Below are 17,015 nucleotides of genomic sequence, written 5' to 3'. Positions count from 1 at the left end.
AAACAGAACTTTTGGCAACGGCACCATCTGGCGTTTGCCAAGTACCAAAGCCAACAATTGGAATCTTAACCCCATTATTCAATTTATAAGTATCAGCTAATGAATGAAAATTCATAAAGATTCCCCTTTCTTCACTTACTTTTGTTTAGTTATATTATAAACAAACCATATGTTTTTTTCTATTAAAATACTTTTTATTTTATTTTTTTACTTTAAGCCCTGTTTTAGTATTTTCTATGAAAATCATTCTGGATCAGTTTAACTAATTGCGGATAATTGTCCACTTCAAAAATTGGATGTAATTTTAATGTATTCTTGCGATGCCGGTGATTATACCAAATACTATCGAAACCATAATTTTCCGCACCTAAAATATCAGATTTAAGTCCATCACCAAAGAAAATTGTTTCACCCGGACCGATTTCTGTTCGACTAAAGAAATAATCAAAAGCATGAGAATCAGGCTTAGAATAATGTGCCTCTTCCGACGTAACAATTAAATCAAAATATTTTTTGATCCCTGCTAATTCGAGTCGGTGTCTTTGCATATACCTTTCGCCATTACTCAAAACGGCTAATTTATAGCCTTGTCTCTTAGCAAATTTGAGTGTATCAGCCACGCCTGGTAACAATTTATGTGTCTCACCAAAGTATGAACGATACTCATCCATAACTTGTGAACCATCAACGTTTAGGCCTAAATTCTCTTTAATAAAATTATGAAAGGTCATTTTAGTCAGTTGATCATAATCAATCTCACCATGTTCTAGCCTTCGCCATAATCCTTGATTATAAGAATGGTACCGTCGCTGTGTTTCCGTAGAAAGTGGCCAGTGATGAGCGTTAAATAAACTATGTAGGGCAAAATTCTCAGTGGCTGCGAAGTCAATTAAAGTATCATCAACATCAAAAATAATTTGCTGATAGCGCAAAAGAATCCCACCTTTCTATTTCCTGGGGAATAATCATTATAGCAGGAAAACGTCTTTTAACAAATAAAAGTCAGTCATGTGCAAAATCAATTAAGTTAATTTTTAGTTATATAACATGTGTTATATAATATAAATAAATATTTACGCTATAATTTATAGCATTATAATTAGAAAGGCTTAATTATTCTATGTTTGCATTTTTACTAATAATTTTTTTAATTTGGCTTTTCTTTAAACTTGGAATTGGAATTACTAAAATTCTAGCATCCCTGCTTATAATCGCTATTATTTTTATTTTCTTTATCCATTTTTTATTACCTGCTATTACGCTTATGATTATTGCCGCATTGGCATGGGCAATCTTTCGCAACTAAAATTGAAAAAAATACTTTTAAATCTTTTTCAATTCATTAGCAAGTAAAGCAGCCAAAAACGCGTAACCTGCCACTCCAAAATGAAGGCCATCATTTTTAATACCGCGGCACAGATTTGATAAGTCTCCATGAGTAAGCATAGCCTGGCATAAGTTAATGTAGTGCAGATGATATTCTTTTGCTACCTCTTCTATTTTTTCAGCATATAAGGCAACAATTTTATTATTACGAACATGTTGCTTTTGTTCATCAACTGCTGGTGGCGAAACAAAAATCACGTGTGGTGGATAGTATTGACAAACAATGCTGGAAGCAATCAATTCCATATTTCTTTTAAACTGCTCGATTGGTACCCGTTTAATAGCCGACAGGTCATTAGTGCCCAATAAAATAACCAAGTTATCACAGTTTTCCTGCTTTAAAACCAGCTCACCCAGCATCGCAAAAAAAGCACCTGAATTAATCCCAGAAACGGCAGTATTTATTAACTCTATCCCTGGAATTTCTTTTTTTAAATCCACATTGATATGTGGCTCATTTAAAGTTTCATGACGTGCAATAATACTGTCGCCAGTCAAAAGTACTCTCATTACCCTACTATCTTTCTACTTAAATAAAGATCGCTTCTTTATCGCACAATCAATATACCCTTATTCAAAATTATAATTATCTATTTACGCATAACCTGCAAAAAATTTATCAATTTCAATCCTATATAATAAATTTTTTAAAAGTTAAACCCTAAATAAATCCCGCTCAAACTCACCCCGCACTCGCCGTGAGGCAGGCAAAAAAAGCAGGTGTGCTTTTCTTTGCATGCGCAAAAGTGTCTTGGCCTAGTGAGTCCGTCAACTCCTTAAAGCCTCCAAGAGGGGCTAATATCGCCTATAAGGCTCTCTAAGCCCCTCTAAGTCGATTTACCGTTGACAGACAGTAAATTATACGGGTAATAGCTAAAATGGATTAGAGAGCAAATTAGAGGCATTTAAAAGCAATCTTCAAAGTTAATAAAGTCCGAAGGAGTTGGCGACTGGACTTTATTGGCTTTGAAGATTCCAACTGACGCAAGTCAGTTTTGTTTGAGCAAAGCGAAATCTGATACAGGTTTAAGTGTTTTAGCACAACTCCAATTTATTTGGAGTGTAAGTGCGCCTTTGACATTTTCTTTGGATCTTTTCATTGCCATTTTTAAAGCAATGCGCACTTACACACAGCAACTAAAGTTGGTTGTGTTATTGTGCTAAACCCTTGTATCAGAAGTCGGCTAGCCGACAACAATAAAGGACTTCAAACGGAAGAACTTAAGACTTACTGTCGAGAACGAATTTGTAAAAAGATTGAACGCCTTAGTCTCACAAAGAACCAGAGACCAACAGCACAAGAAATAGTTTCTGTGGTTACACAGCTAAGGCAAGAATTATACGTAACACACCGAGGCAATAATACCATGGGGCTCATCCGCCGCCACCAAGGTAAAATGCAGGTCATGACAAAAGGCCACCAGGGATTTTAACGTACCAGGACGGTACCAGGTTTGATTACGCAGTTCAATCGCCACCGGCAGTTTTCCCATCCAGGTTCGTACCAGGCGGAGATATTCAATATCTTCAGTCGAAGCAGCAAAATAAGGCGGAAATTGAAAGAGAACTGTCTTTAACTGACCGGCTGCCACCAGCGGGGTAATAACCTTCTTATAACGCTTAAAGAGTTGGGCCAGGGCGCCTTTCTCCTGACCACGCTCGTGAAGGGTCATCCCGCGATGAGCCTTCACGATAAATTGAAAACTTGGTGAAACTTCACCCAACCACTTTTGGATAGTTGCTTCTTGCGGCAAAGCATAGAAAAAGGTGTCGATCTCAACTGTCGGTAAGTGTTGAGCATATTCATTCAGCGTAACTGGTCGCTGCTCATTATGAATCAGGGCAGGATGCTCGGTCCAAGTAGTTAATCCAATTGTGATTTTCATGATCCATTTCCTCCATATTTTCACTACCTACCTCATATTGGAAAAGGACGGTTGTCAAGATCTGCAACCGTCCTCTTGATTATACGTGTAGTTCAGCGAAGAATTTTGTTGCGTCGGTTTGGACCATTGTAAAGTTAACCGGTAAATCCAGTTTCTGTTGATTAATGGCCAATACCCGAGCACCAGGGTTCCGGTATTGCAGCAATCCTGCAAATGGGTAAACCTTCATCGAGGTACCAACGATCACGACTAAGTCCGCATTCTGCATGGCTTGTACAGAATTAACAATGTCGTCCTGCTTAATTCCCTCATCATAAAGGACAATGTCAGGACGCAGCGGGCCACCATCCTTAGCATGAACCCGGCTCTTCAGGTAATCGGCTACCGGGACATGTTCACCACACTTCTCACAGTAAACGTGATAAAGGTTACCATGAAAATCAATTAGGTGGGTTGCACCAGCTTCTTCATAAAGATTATCAATATTCTGAGTAATGATCGTGGCCCGGTCCTGGTTGGTCAAGGCCGCCTGTTTTTGATGAATCACGTTCGGCTTAGCATCCGGAAAATAAAGATTTTTCTTGCAAAAATTATAAAAGCCATCCGGATCACTGGCAAAGTAACGATGACTGAGGTAGTACTCCGCATTCTTGTCCTGAGTATAAAGCCCATTTGCAGAACGGAAATCGGGAATTCCAGACGCTGTTGAAACACCAGCTCCGGTCAAAAAGACGATCCACTTAGCATTGTCAAATAATTGTTGAATTTGTTGTTCCATCATTATTACTTCCTTACGATATACGGGATACTGTGTTCTTCCAGAAACTTTTGGACCGGCATATCATAGACACGCTTAAAGTACTCAGAAGCATTTGACTGGGGAGCAGCAAGGGTAAATGAGTTCTGATGATCATTGCGCCGTAAGCCAACATAGGCCCGCTGGCTAGTCCCCCGTTCCTTCATATCAGAATGAAAGATTTCAAATACCTGACGTACCTCTAACCGTAATTGACGTGCACTTAACACCGGCGAAAGGGTTGTATATTCATTGTTATGCAGAGCTGGCATTCCCCAATCCTGCATCTGTTGATCAAAATGGCCATAGAGTTTGACGATCGTCCGCCGCATATCAAATGGCGATTTGATTGGTTTGGCCGTAATTTGATCATATATCCGTTGAGCAGCTGCTAAGGCAACCGGGTAATTAGCTTGAAGACGGTCAATAAACTTCGGCAGATCATCACCATAGAAGACTAAGGCATCCAGCAGAGTCAATAATCGCAAAGCTCGTTCATCATCTTCTTTGCCGCCCTCCTTAGTCAAAGTGTGTTCAATGCCTTTAAAGTAGAGCTCTTCGATCCGGTCATCAATTAAATGGTGCTTGCGTTGTTCGGCAACAACTACCCGGTGCATGGCCACATTGTAAAGGTCGGTTGACATAATCATCATCTGCTCGTCAAGTTCCTTATCTCCCAAGGAAAGTTGGAAAAAGATCTGCGGAAAGCCTTGCAGTAGCATCAAGAGGTGCAGTAATTCATGACTAGCCGTATAGTTAGGGGCCGTCAGATCCGTAACAATAATAAAAAGTCCACCAGGTAAAGTCTTCTGAGTTGCTTGATCGTGGCGAACATAGCCGGCTTTTTTGCCATGGAATTGAACAAAAACTGTTCCATCTGGATAAAGAGAGTTAATCTCTTTCAGTAAAGCCTGGTTAGTCGCATTTAATTTAATCTTTTCTTCAGTCATTGCTGTTCCTTTCTAATTGCTTTTAGTACTTGTCGTGCTTGCTCCTGATCAACATGTGGTTTCTTAGCCAGTTGAGCAACTACTAATGGTACTTCAGCCGGTGTTGCTCCCACGCTGACTGCTAAGGAACGGTATTGCAGTTTCATATGCCCAGCTTGAATTCCGGTGGTCGCTAAGGCACGCAGCGCGGCCAAATTCTGAGCAAGGCCAATACTGGCAGTTACCGCCGCCAATTCTTCGGCCGTCTTAATTCGGCTAATTTGATAATTGAGTTTAGTTAATGGGTTAAGGCCAATTGAGCCACCAACCACACCAACCGGTAACGGTACAGTCAACTCACCATGCAGGTGTTGGCCAATTACGTGCCAAGTGCTAAGGCCCCGGTATTGACCATCACGAGCGGCATAGGCATGAGCACCACTTTCAATCGCCCGCCAATCATTACCACTAGCAACCATGACAGCATCAATACCGTTCATGATGCCCTTATTATGAGTAGCTGCACGGTAAGGATCGGCCTGGGCGAGCGCACTTAGTTGGGCAATCCGGTGGGCAACCGCTTGGCCAGGCATTTGTTGTGTCGCCAAACTAGCGAATTCAACATCACAGGTAACTGCCTGAAGACTCTGGGTAGCAAAATTACTCAAGATTGCCGTCAAAACATGGTAACCCTGGGCAGTCAGCTCACGGGCAACCGCTTCCACCATCGTATTAACGCTATTCGCACCCATCGCCTGGCAAACATCAATGCCTAGGTCAAGACTAACAAAGTTACCTGGTATGCGCACGGTTAAATGCTTAGCACCGCCACCGCGCCGTTGCATTGACGGATGGGCCGCATTAGCCACGGCCAATAGGTGAGTCCGTTGAGCTAAAAGTTGTTTTTTTACTTTTTCTGGAGCGACCACGTCCGTTAGTACAACCTGACCAACCAATTCACGATGCTGCTTGGGCGCATGGAAGCCACCTGATCGAGCAACCCGTTGAGCCCCATTACAAGCAGCCGCGATTACCGAAGGCTCTTCTACCACCATCGGAACCACATAAGAGTGGTCATTAACAACTAATCCAAGTGCTACTCCTTCTGGTAAACGATAGTCAGTCAGATAATTTTCTATCAATTCATTGCCAAGTGATGAAGAACCGGCCGCAAGCTGGGTGGTGACACTCGTTGGCAGTCCCAATCCACTCGTAATGAGTCTGCGTCGCGTTTGTGGATCATGTTTATAAAAGCCATGTTGCCAATCAGTCATGGTGTCGCTTCCTTTGATTAACGTATTCTGTGATGATTCCTTCACGGACCCCACTTTCAGAAAAAATCACCCGGCCATCACTATTGCGCTGTAACAAGGACACTAATGGAAGCATTCCGCCAATAATGATGTCAGCACGGTCAGCTTCCAATCCCGGCATCCGCTTGCGTTGTGCTAGGTTACGATTCAGTAACTCCCGGTAAGTAGCAAAGACTACCCGCGCTGAAATATGGTAACCATGAATAGAATGCTGACGTTGATGTCGATGACGATGGTGATAGGCCCAGGTCATCCGAGCTAAGGTTCGATTAGCACCACCAAGTAGGACGATTGGTACACGCGTTGCGTAACGTAACCACGGAATCTTGGTTAACCGTTCGTTCATCGCTACCTGGGCACGAAAAAGGTCTGCCGACCGAACATAGCCATTCAGCCGGAATTGTTCAGAGAGAGTCACGGCCCCAACCGGGATCGAGATCAAATCCCGTGCACGCCGCTGCTGAACCAAGACCAACTCGCAACTGGCACCACCAACGTCTAAAATCAAACAGTGGTTTAACTTCATGGTGCGGATCACACCTAGGTAATCATAGTAAGCTTCTTTTTTACCCGATAGGACCTGCAACTTGAGTCCGACTTCTTCTTGAACCCGGTTCAAAAAGACTTGCCGATTATGTGCCTGACGAACTGCCGCCGTCGTAATGGCACGCACCTGGGTATTGGGCATCCCCTCATAAATTTTCTTAAATCGTTCCAATGCGGCAATTGTCCGATCCATAGACCTTTTCTGGAGAATGTTCTCCCGTCCCATTCCCGCAGACAAACGGGTATTTTCCTTTACCCGTTTAATCTCACGGAAACGACCGTCTGGGGCAATTTCCGTAATGGCCATTCGAGCAGAATTAGAACCCAGGTCAACAATCGCGAGGTTTTCCACTATTTTCACCTCCGCTTAATTAAAATTTGCTTTCATTAAAAACATTCTCTTTCATGTTACCATGTTCCGTGCCGTGAAACACTACCAAGTAATTACTAACCTAAAATCTACTTCTCCTAGTAAGCAAATCAATCCGGAGTTCACTTTTTTCGACGTTGATCTACTTTATCATAAGCATTTAAGAACATTTTAATCACTAAGCAGAGGTTCATTAGCCAAAAAGTTTTATTGAAAAAATGAAAGCTAATGGGTTTTAAATGAAAATGAAACAAATTATAGAGGATTACTAATAAGATAAATAGCAGATTGGCGCGGAGAATATCCTTTGACCACTTATGGCTAATGATATAATTCCAACAACGTTTCACCAATTTTAATCACCTTAAGAAAAATTAGCACAAATGACCGCAACAATAAAAAAGAAAATAGCGGTCAGGTACGAAAGTTTTAAATTATTTCTCATCCTATTTTCTCCTGTTGAACTAACCCTTTAAGAGAACAACGTCAACCTTTACCTACAACAAAAGAGAGGTCAGCCAATTGTTGACTGTGCCTCCCAACTTTAATCAAAGTAGTTAATTCCAATGGCGTCACGGACTTCTTTTAATGTTCGGTTAGCAACCCGGTTAGCTTTAGCGGAACCTTCTTTAAGAATCTGATCAACATAGTCCAAGTTAGCAGCGTACTGTTCACGCCGTTCACGAATTGGTTTCAAAAGAGCCTGGAGAACATCATTCAAGTGACGCTTGATCTTAACATCACCTAAGCCACCAGCTCGGTACTCTTCCTTTAACTGTGCTACATGCTCCTTATCAGGGTCAAAAATATCTAAGTAAGTAAAGACAGTGTTGCCTTCAACATGGCCAGGATCACTAATCTTGATGTGGGTCGGGTCGGTGTACATTGACATGACTTTCTTTTGAATTGTGTCGGCATCATCAGACAGGTAAATGCAGTTGCCAAGCGATTTCGACATCTTAGCATTTCCATCGAGTCCCGGAATTCGACCCTCACCCTTTGGTGGAAAGACTCCCTGCGGTTCAACTAGAATGTCTTTTTTGTAAATCCGGTTAAAGCTTCGCACAATTTCACGGGTTTGTTCCAGCATCGGTTCTTGGTCATCACCGACCGGAACTGTGTCAGCCTTAAAGGCCGTAATGTCAGCCGCTTGACTTACCGGATAAATAAAGAAACCAGCCGGCACACTTTGGCCAAACTTCTTCTGTTTAATTTCAGTCTTAACGGTTGGGTTACGATGCAAACGAGCAATCGTTACTAAGTTAAGGTAATGCATTGTCAATTCACTTAAGGCCGGAATCTGGGACTGAACCAGGATTGTCGACTTCTTGGGGTCAATACCCACGGCAAGGTAATCAAGAGCTACTTGGTGCAGGCTCCGCCGAATTTTTTCAGGATCTCGAGCATTGTCAGTCAGGGCCTGTTGATCAGCAATCATGATGTAAGTATCATACTTGCCGGTGTTTTGCAAGGCCACCCGGTTCTTTAATGAGCCAACATAATGCCCAATGTGAAGCTTACCAGTTGGTCGGTCACCAGTTAAAATAATATGTTTCTTTTCCGTCATCTTAATTCCTCCTTACAAAAAAAGCGTCCTGTTAGCCAAAACTAATAGGACGCTTGCACGCGGTACCACCTAAATTGCAACTTAATGCCACTCATGCCCACCATGGGCTAGTATTTACTTGTAACCAGTTCGCGTTTTGGGGATCTTTTCATCAACCATCCCTCGCTGTGACTCGCGCTACTTTTAATGGTTATATTTTAAGCCCTTTTATTTCTAAAGGCAAGCATGGGGCCAAACGCTTGTTCCCAGCTAGCCGGATTCGGTATAATAATGACAGCAATTTGATGAAAGGAGCCCCCTACAATGGCAACTTACCTAGCAATTGACCTTAAATCATTCTATGCTTCGGCAGAATGTGCTGACCTGGGTTTGGACCCTTTGAATACTAACCTGGTAGTCGCCGATGCTAGTCGTACTAGTAAAACGATCTGCTTAGCCGTCTCACCAGCCCTCAAAAAATTTGGTCTTCCCGGACGGCCACGTCTTTTTGAGGTTGAACAAAAGGTTGCTGCCCTTAATCGTCAGCGGGCAAGACAAAGCCCCAATCACCAATTAGCACCTTGGGGATCAATCTTTCGGAATGAACTGTTGCGTTCCCCAAGCTTTAAGATCGAATACAAGGTCGTTCAACCCCGGATGTCCTTTTACCTCCACCGGAGTGCTTCGGTCTACGAAATCTACCTGCGCTACCTGCCACCAGCCAAAATCCATCCTTATTCAATTGATGAGGTAATGATGGACATCACCGATTACTTAAAAACTAATCACACTACGGCCCATGACCTGGCTAAGGAGATCATCCAGGTAATTCAGGCCGAAACTGGAATCACCGCCACCGCCGGGATTGGTGACAACCTTTACCTCGCCAAAGTAGCCATGGATATCGTGGCCAAACGTATCCCGGCTGATCAAGACGGCGTTCGCATTGCCCAAATGAACATGCAACAATACCGTCACTATCTCTGGGCCCACGAACCAATTACTGATTTCTGGCGAGTTGGTAGGGGCTACGCTAAACGTCTGGCTAAGTTAGGATTACACACAATGGGAGACATTGCCCGTTGCTCACTGGGGAAATTATCCGACCCCCAAAATGAAGAAACTCTCTACCGGGAATTTGGTAAAAATGCTGAACTATTAATTGATCACGCTTGGGGTTACGAATCAGCTACTATCGATGACATTAAACATTACCATTCCGACCACCACGGCCTCTACTCAAGCATTGTCTTGCCACGCCCCTATACCTTTGCAAAGGGACGGATCGTGGTCCGAGAAATGGTTAACCTGGTCTGCTTACAAATGGTCAAGCGTAACCTGGTCGCCAACGAGTTTTCACTAACAGTTAACTACGACGCGCAGAATCTTCACCACGGCAGTTCATACCACGGCCCCATTACTAAAGACTTTTATGGCCGTAACGTTCCCCATCCTGACCATCACAAGTTAACCTTTCAGGTGCCAACTGCTTCACCAACCGAACTAACCAAAGCCTTCTTAAACGCCTACGAACAATTTTTTCACCACCATCTTACTATTCGACGAGTTACGGTAACGGCCAATCACCTGGTTGATCGTCAGCAGGCGGCTGCGCAGACGTATACCGAACAGTTAGATCTTTTTGGTGACCCCATTAAGGTCGCCCAAGAAGCAAAAAAGAAGCAAGCCGTTCGTGATCAAGATTATCATATGCAAAAGTTAATCTTAAAAATGCAAAATGATTTTGGTAAAAATGCCATCATCCGAGCGGCAGACCTTCAGGATGGCGCTGTCGCCAAGAAACTCAATAAAGAGATTGGGGGCCACCGCGCATGACGGATTCAAAACAGTGGCAGGCTGAACAAGCTCAGTTTAATGATACTTCTCGTTACCAAGATATTATGAACCATCCCCGTCACATTTCTCGGGCCCACCTGCCGATGACCAAACGGGACCGGGCCGGTCAATTTTCCCCCTTTGCGGCCTTAACCGGCTATCACGAGCTACTTGCTAAAACGGCAGCGCGCTATGCCAATAAAAAATATCCCACTGGTCAGCAACTTCGGGCCATTTTCAACTTTTTTCATCATTGTAAAAAGGGTGAAAAGCTCACCCTCACTTACTTTAATGGGCAAAGTGGCTATTATGACCACTACCAAGGCCAACTCGACCAGGTCAACTGGGCCCAGCAAGAAGCCTATTTTGATGATGAAAGTCACATTCCGTTACGTAATATTCGACAAGTAAGAAGGGAAAATTCTAATGGCCACCAAAATGCAGCTACAAGCCATCATCACCAAGGGTAACCAAATCATCAATAATTTTCAGGAACATTCAACGGGGCGATTAAATTTATGGACAACGATTGTTCAACTTAGTCACAATTACGTGATCACCGCTGAGGCCCAAAAGCGTGTGGGAACCGGTATCACAACAGCGATTGTTGCCCACCTATCCTTCGACCAGTTTAGCTATGACGAGTATATTCAAGTGCTAATCAGTTTACAAAAGCATTGGGACGTCCCCGTACTCTGTCACGCCTTTCCCCGACGACTGCTTAACAACCTGCGGGACCAATATGGCAGCCGAATCATTCGTGACGATATTGTTCGTCGCTACCGATAGAAAAAGCAGAACCGCATTTTGACGTGTTCTGCTTTTTTTAATAATTTTGACTATCAACTTTCCTTAAACTTCTTTGACCACAAAGAGACGGGTACTAAAGTCAGATGGGTCTTTGGTTGGTTTGGTCCGGTCCATGATTCGTGGAACAAAGTAACCAGCATTCATCAATTCAGCACCGGAGAACTTCTCCTTGCCACCATTAACGGTGTAGGTCTTGTCCGGTGCAAGGCCCTTAAAGTAGAAGCGAATATAAGCTGGGTTAGGACCATTCAAGATTTGGAAACGGGCAGCAATTGCTTCCGTCTGGTCATCACTGACAACCTGCCAGCCATAAACATTCTGATTATCAGTGTCGGGAGTTTCCAGCCGGTAAAAGGTTCCTTGCTGGAAAAGATGCCGATATTGTTTGTAGAAGGCGACTTGGTGCTTAATCGTCTTCAACTGGTCGGCTGGTAACTTAGTAATATCAAGTTCATAACCGAAGTCACCAAAGTAAGCTACGGCGGCCCGAGTTGATAGCGAAGTTAGCCGACCAACTTGGTCATTCGGTACTGCGGAAACGTGGGCACCCCACATTGATGGCCGGTAACCATAGGAAGTACCATCTTGAATACGGATTCGCTCTACAGCATCAGTGTCATCACTGCACCAGGCTTGTGGCGCATAGTACATCATTCCTAGGTCGAAACGTCCACCACCGGAAGCACAGGATTCAAAGAGGACCTTCGGGAAGGCTGTCGTTAGACGATCATAGAGTCGGTAAACACCCAGAATGTAGCGGTGAGCAAACTCTAACTGGTGGTTAGCGGTTAATTGGCTACCATACATCTCGGTGATGTTACGGTTCATATCCCACTTAATATAATCCAAATGAGTCTGCTTGATCAACGCACTGATATGGTCGTAAAGATAATCAACTACTTCCGGCCGGGTCATATCGAGAACGTATTGGTTCCGCGCTGGAGTACTCTGGCGACCCGGGGTAGCAATCATCCAGTCAGGATGCTTTTCATAGAGACGACTGTCAACTGAAATCATTTCTGGCTCAAACCAAAGGCCAAACTTCATTCCTTCGTTATGAACCTTTTTTGCAAAGCCACTGATCCCGTTAGTGAACTTCTTTTGATCAACAAACCAATCACCTAAACTAGACCGGTCGTTGTCCCGGTGGCCGAACCAACCATCATCGAGGACAAACATTTCAATTCCTAATTGGTGAGCCTTTTTAACAATTGGCATCAGTTTAGCCTCATTGAAGTCCATAAAGGTTGCTTCCCAATTATTAATCAAGATTGGTCGTTCCTGATGGGCAAAGTGAGGATTGATTAAGTGATCGGCGTAGAAATTACCAAGTTGCTGACTAAGTTGGTTAAGGCCTTGGTCCGTATAGGTCATAACTGCTTCTGGCGTTTGGAAACTGTCTCCATCGTCGAGGTGCCACCCAAATTCATCAGGGTTAATCCCAACCAGAACCCGGGTAGTAGCAAATTGATCAACCTCGACCGAATCAAGGAAGTTGCCAGAATAGATAAAGTTAAAGCCAAAGGCGGCACCTTGGTTATTATCGGTGTGGGGCCGAGCAAGGATAAAGAATGGGTTGTGTTGGTGACTAGAGGCATCACGTAGACTGCTAATACTCTGAACACCAGCTCGTAAGTGAGTCCGAATCAAGTGACGCTCACGTGCCCAGCTACCGGAGAACTGAAGAAGGTCATAATCACTGTCTGGCAGGTCAAGTTGGGCACTCAAAGCACGATTCAAAGTGATTGGTTCACCATGATTAATAAAAGTAGCACTACGAACAATTACGTCTTCTTTTTCAAAAATGGTGTAGTGCAATTCTAGTAAAACGTTTGCCAGTTTATCCTTAAACGTAACAGTTAACGTCTGAGCATCATCACCCCGATCATCAAAGCTTGACGGCAAACCTTTAAGCCGGGATTTACCATTTATCACTTTGTAACCAACATAATTAAATTCTGAAATTCGTGAACCGTTAAGATAGGTAATTTGATAAGCTGGGTAACGATAATCACCCCTTCCGAGGCTAGCGTACTCCTGCTTGATCAGTTCGAGTTGAAAGTCACTTTGTTCAATTGAAAGAGCATTAGTACAATCATGTTCTTCACGACTACTCAAGTTAGCATAAGCAGATTTCACTGGAATCTTTGGGCCATAATAAAGTTGACCAGCTTGGCCGTTCTCTAAAATTTGAAAAATATAACTAGTTTTGGCAGTTTGGAGATGAAAAAGCTGTTGATCTTCGTTAACGTGAATACTCATTTTGGATAACTCCTTTAAAAAATAAACGAGGCGCTCATCGGCGTCTCGTTTTACATAATTACTTACAAATATTTATGTGATGGCGCCTTCGAAGTATGTTCATCCTACTTAGTCCGGTTGGGTAAACTTAAATTCAGGGAACCAAATGTGAATTTCCTTGGTGGCACTAGCTGGCTCATCAGAGGTGTGAACAATATTCCGCAGGTTACCATCTGGCCATTCACGACCAAAGTCACCACGAATAGTTCCCCATTCCGCTTCAACTGGATTAGTAGCACCGGCCATGTTATGGATAGCCTTAATCACATTGGTCCCAGAAACCACGATTCCCACGATTGGTCCTTCCATCATGTATTCCAGTAGGTCAGGGAAGAATGGCTTATCAACTTTATCAGAATAGTGCTGGCGCAGAAGTTCCTCCGTTGGCTTAATCATCTTCAAAGCTTCAATCTTGTAACCCTTACGTTCAATCCGGGTAATGATCTCACCAATATGACGGGTCTTGACACCATCAGGTTTTACTAAAACTAACGTGTATTCGTCTTTAACCATAACGAACCTCTCCTTTATCAGTCATTAACTCTAGGTTAGCATACCTTTGGTAGTAGTGAAAGCACTTTCAGTGACTTTGCTTGACTATTTGATGGTTAATGGTCAAAAATTCGGCTGCTTGTTTGTTAATTACGGAACTAACTGGGCCGCGGCTAAGCAGGGTCAAGTAATGCATTGCCCGGGTTGCCATTGTATAGATCATCCCGACGGCTTCGGTATGGGCCAGGTTAGTTGCTGAAACGTCTGCAGCTATCACCGCATCAAACTCCAGCCCCTTCGCCAAGTAGATTGGCAAAACTAGGACACCGGTCGGCAGTTCACTATCTTCTTCATCTAATAAGTGGAGATGCATTACTCTTGCTCGGTGCAACACTCGATAATACTCCTGAGCTTGGTGACGGTTCTTAGTCAAGACCGCCACCGTTTCATTATTCCGGCTCAACCTAGTAACTGTCTTTATCAGTGCCTGACGCATCTCATTCTCGTTATCAACCACGACTAGTTCGGGCTTGTCACCATGTCGGGTAAAAGGAATCACGCGCTTACCATCTGGTAACAATGCTTTAGCAAAGTTGGTAATTTCTGTCGTCGACCGATAACTCCGTCGCAAGGCAATCAAATTGGGACGCTTAGCCGCTAGAACCTGACTAAGTTCCCTTAGCATTTTCTCTGGTAATTGTAGCGGCTTGAAGAGGGCTTGTTCACTATCACCAAGAACCGTAAATTTGGCCTTGGGAAAGGCATGACGAAGGTAAAGCATCATCGCCAAGGAATAATCCTGCATTTCATCAATAAAGACGTATTGAAAAGCGCGGTTCTGCCCACCACCAGTGATTAAATCGCGCAAATACATTAATGGAGCCGCATGCATCAACTCCAACCGATGAAACTCGATCTCATCACGGTAAGTCAAGATCATTGTTGTCCAATCCCGCTTACTGATTGTTTCGGGCAATTCAGCTTGACACAGGAAGCGGTCATATTGGTTATAAAAATCAATAAAGTAATTATTATAAATAGCGTCGGCAATGATCCGTAAACGGTGCTTAGCCCAACGACGTGCCAGGTAGTTAAACTGCTCGTCTTCATCAGCAAAATCATCAACTGTTTTTTTACCATAAAGGCGGTGCAATTGCTGGACATCAAGGTCATCCAACTCCTTAGCTACCCAATCCTTTTGAGCCTCTATTCGCACCCGGTGTTGAAGTTCTCGAATCAATTTATTCTTCAGATGAACAAGTCGATCAGCCGGGTGCATTGCTGACGGAATGGATTGATAAAGGTGACTAATGTGGGTAGCGGAAAAGAAAACCCGACCATTAAAACGGAGGTCGGCAAACTGCAGATCACTGTCTAGTAAGTGATCCACATAATTCTTCACCTGTACCATTACCTTGGTTCCCTCCATGAAATTAGCCAAAGTATGATCCATCTCGGGCTGGGCTTGACGGCTTTCATAACGGTCAAAGAGGTTTTCAACTTTCAAGCCCTCAAAACGACGGCGAACAAAACCGGCAAGGGTCACCTGGCACATATTTCGTTCACCTAAACTTGGTAAAACCTCAGAAATATAGTGACTGAAGAGTTTGTTGGGACTAAAGAGCACGATTTGATCAGCATTTAGTTCAGCGCGGCTATGATAGAGCAAGTAAGCAATTCGTTGTAAGATTGCTGACGTTTTTCCAGAGCCAGCGACCCCTTGAACGAGGAGCAGGTCACTATGGGTGTCACGAATGATATCGTTTTGCTCCTGTTGAATGGTAGCAACGATGTTATGCATATATTGGTCATTCTGCTCACCTAGAACGGCCTGGAGAAGCTCGTCACCGACCGTTTCGTTGGTGTCAAACATGTTGGTGATCCGACCGTTTTTAATAGTAAACTGACGCTTTTTCACCAGTTTAGTATGTTGAATACCCGCCGGTGTCTCATAGGTGACGTTACCTAAAGTTCCGTTATAATAAACTCCAGCAATTGGTGCTCGCCAGTCATATATCAGAAAGTCAGTTTTATCATCGTTCATCAACGAAGCGGTGCCGATGTAAAGCGACTCTGGTTTATCCTCACCCGGGTCAATAATATCAATTCGGCCAAAATATGGTGAACCTTGAAGACTTTGCAGAGTTTTCAATTGATGCTTTAAGATTGTCTCACTTTCGGCCGCCCGGGAAACCAACTGCCGCTGCTGTTAAATCATAGCCCGTGATTCAGCAATGTCATCGATTTCGGAGCGGTTAATTGAAGCATTCTCACTATAGTTACGTTCCACCGCCCGGGTTTCCTTATGAGCCGCGGCAAGGTCACGTTTAGTTTTCTCAATTTGATTTTTGATGGTCGCCTTAACCTGGTCAACGCGACGTTGTTCTTGCTGCCTTTCTTCTCTTTCTCCCATGCCATTTCCTCTTTTCTTCAATCTTGTAACGTATCATTGTAGCATTCTTCTCCCCGGTTCGTCGTCAATCACGACTTCATTACCAAAAAAGGAGCCCGCCGATGCGATCTCCTATCATTTTATTCATGTGCCATTTTTAAGGCATGTTTAAGCATGAACGGTGCCAAAATTGTCGCTAAAATAATGACAGTAATGACATCTGAATAATACATTGATGACATTAAATGGGCTTGGTAACCGATTTGCGCCGTAATGAGGGCCATCTCTCCCCGGGCTACCATTCCACTGCCAACAACGTAAGAACTCAGCGTACTAAAGCCAGATAACTTGGCTCCGGTCCCGCAACCAACTAGTTTAGTCAGGCAGGCCAGAATCGTCATCACAACCACAA

Annotated in this window: 13 protein-coding genes and 3 pseudogenes; 3 read left to right on the top strand and 13 right to left on the bottom strand. The window is 43.6% G+C overall.

The window, feature by feature from the left end:
• The 9 genes and pseudogenes from ACEYV4_RS06255 to trpS all read right to left on the bottom strand — a co-directional run.
• Positions 1-115 (bottom strand): annotated as a pseudogene (locus ACEYV4_RS06255) (aldo/keto reductase); the annotation flags it as partial.
• 109 nt (positions 116-224) lie between these two features.
• Positions 225-932, bottom strand: a complete 708-nt coding sequence (locus tag ACEYV4_RS06250; RefSeq protein ID WP_063507905.1) for a YjjG family noncanonical pyrimidine nucleotidase — start codon at positions 930-932, stop codon at positions 225-227.
• Between the two features lie 391 nt (positions 933-1,323).
• Positions 1,324-1,896: a GDSL-type esterase/lipase family protein gene (locus ACEYV4_RS06245; RefSeq protein ID WP_063507907.1), complete on the bottom strand. Its 573-nt coding sequence runs from the start codon at positions 1,894-1,896 to the stop codon at positions 1,324-1,326.
• An 830-nt stretch (positions 1,897-2,726) separates the two neighbouring features.
• Positions 2,727-3,272 (bottom strand): annotated as a pseudogene (locus tag ACEYV4_RS06240) (DUF72 domain-containing protein); the annotation flags it as partial.
• A gap of 79 nt (positions 3,273-3,351) precedes the next feature.
• Complete coding sequence (locus ACEYV4_RS06235) at positions 3,352-4,050, bottom strand: NAD-dependent protein deacylase (RefSeq protein ID WP_373842488.1); 699 nt, start codon at positions 4,048-4,050, stop codon at positions 3,352-3,354.
• A gap of 5 nt (positions 4,051-4,055) precedes the next feature.
• Positions 4,056-5,018: an IpaB/EvcA family protein gene (locus tag ACEYV4_RS06230; protein WP_373842487.1), complete on the bottom strand. Its 963-nt coding sequence runs from the start codon at positions 5,016-5,018 to the stop codon at positions 4,056-4,058.
• Positions 5,015-6,271, bottom strand: a complete 1,257-nt coding sequence (locus tag ACEYV4_RS06225) for a hydroxymethylglutaryl-CoA reductase, degradative (RefSeq protein ID WP_373842486.1) — start codon at positions 6,269-6,271, stop codon at positions 5,015-5,017. Before ACEYV4_RS06225 ends, ACEYV4_RS06230 begins: the two co-directional genes overlap by 4 nt.
• On the bottom strand, positions 6,264-7,208 hold the full coding sequence (locus tag ACEYV4_RS06220; RefSeq protein ID WP_373842485.1) for an exopolyphosphatase: 945 nt from the start codon (positions 7,206-7,208) through the stop codon (positions 6,264-6,266). The genes ACEYV4_RS06225 and ACEYV4_RS06220 overlap by 8 nt, the downstream gene beginning before the upstream one ends.
• 562 nt (positions 7,209-7,770) lie before the next feature.
• Positions 7,771-8,793, bottom strand: a complete 1,023-nt coding sequence (gene trpS / locus ACEYV4_RS06215) for a tryptophan--tRNA ligase (RefSeq protein WP_373842484.1) — start codon at positions 8,791-8,793, stop codon at positions 7,771-7,773.
• 303 nt (positions 8,794-9,096) lie between these two features.
• Here trpS and ACEYV4_RS06210 point away from each other — a divergent pair, with 303 nt between their 5' ends.
• Genes ACEYV4_RS06210 through ACEYV4_RS06200 form a run of 3 tightly spaced genes read left to right on the top strand, consistent with a single transcriptional unit; the run spans position 9,097 to position 11,397 of the window.
• On the top strand, positions 9,097-10,608 hold the full coding sequence (locus ACEYV4_RS06210) for a LytTR family transcriptional regulator (RefSeq protein WP_373842483.1): 1,512 nt from the start codon (positions 9,097-9,099) through the stop codon (positions 10,606-10,608).
• Positions 10,605-11,078, top strand: a complete 474-nt coding sequence (locus ACEYV4_RS06205; RefSeq protein WP_373842482.1) for a hypothetical protein — start codon at positions 10,605-10,607, stop codon at positions 11,076-11,078. Before ACEYV4_RS06210 ends, ACEYV4_RS06205 begins: the two co-directional genes overlap by 4 nt.
• A complete protein-coding gene (locus tag ACEYV4_RS06200) occupies positions 11,035-11,397 on the top strand; it encodes a transposase (protein ID WP_373842481.1) in 363 nt (120 codons plus the stop codon). The genes ACEYV4_RS06205 and ACEYV4_RS06200 overlap by 44 nt, the downstream gene beginning before the upstream one ends.
• A 63-nt stretch (positions 11,398-11,460) precedes the next feature.
• On the opposite strand, the gene ACEYV4_RS06195 is transcribed toward ACEYV4_RS06200, so the two are convergent.
• The 4 genes and pseudogenes from ACEYV4_RS06195 to ACEYV4_RS06180 form a co-directional block, all read right to left on the bottom strand.
• Positions 11,461-13,680 (bottom strand): alpha-galactosidase, encoded by a 2,220-nt coding sequence (locus ACEYV4_RS06195; protein ID WP_373842480.1) that lies wholly within the window; start codon positions 13,678-13,680, stop codon positions 11,461-11,463.
• Positions 13,681-13,788: 108 nt separating this feature from the next.
• Positions 13,789-14,232: a nucleoside-diphosphate kinase gene (gene ndk / locus ACEYV4_RS06190; RefSeq protein WP_373842479.1), complete on the bottom strand. Its 444-nt coding sequence runs from the start codon at positions 14,230-14,232 to the stop codon at positions 13,789-13,791.
• A gap of 67 nt (positions 14,233-14,299) precedes the next feature.
• Positions 14,300-16,624, bottom strand: a pseudogene (gene helD, locus ACEYV4_RS06185) (RNA polymerase recycling motor HelD).
• Positions 16,625-16,743: 119 nt separating this feature from the next.
• Positions 16,744-17,015: cation:proton antiporter (locus ACEYV4_RS06180; RefSeq protein ID WP_373842478.1), on the bottom strand; the 272-nt coding region annotated here is incomplete at its 5' end.

Origin of the sequence: Limosilactobacillus sp., assembly GCF_041859915.1 — a bacterium.
In the GTDB taxonomy this organism is placed as follows: domain Bacteria; phylum Bacillota; class Bacilli; order Lactobacillales; family Lactobacillaceae; genus Limosilactobacillus.
This window is presented reverse-complemented; position numbering and strand designations above follow the sequence as displayed.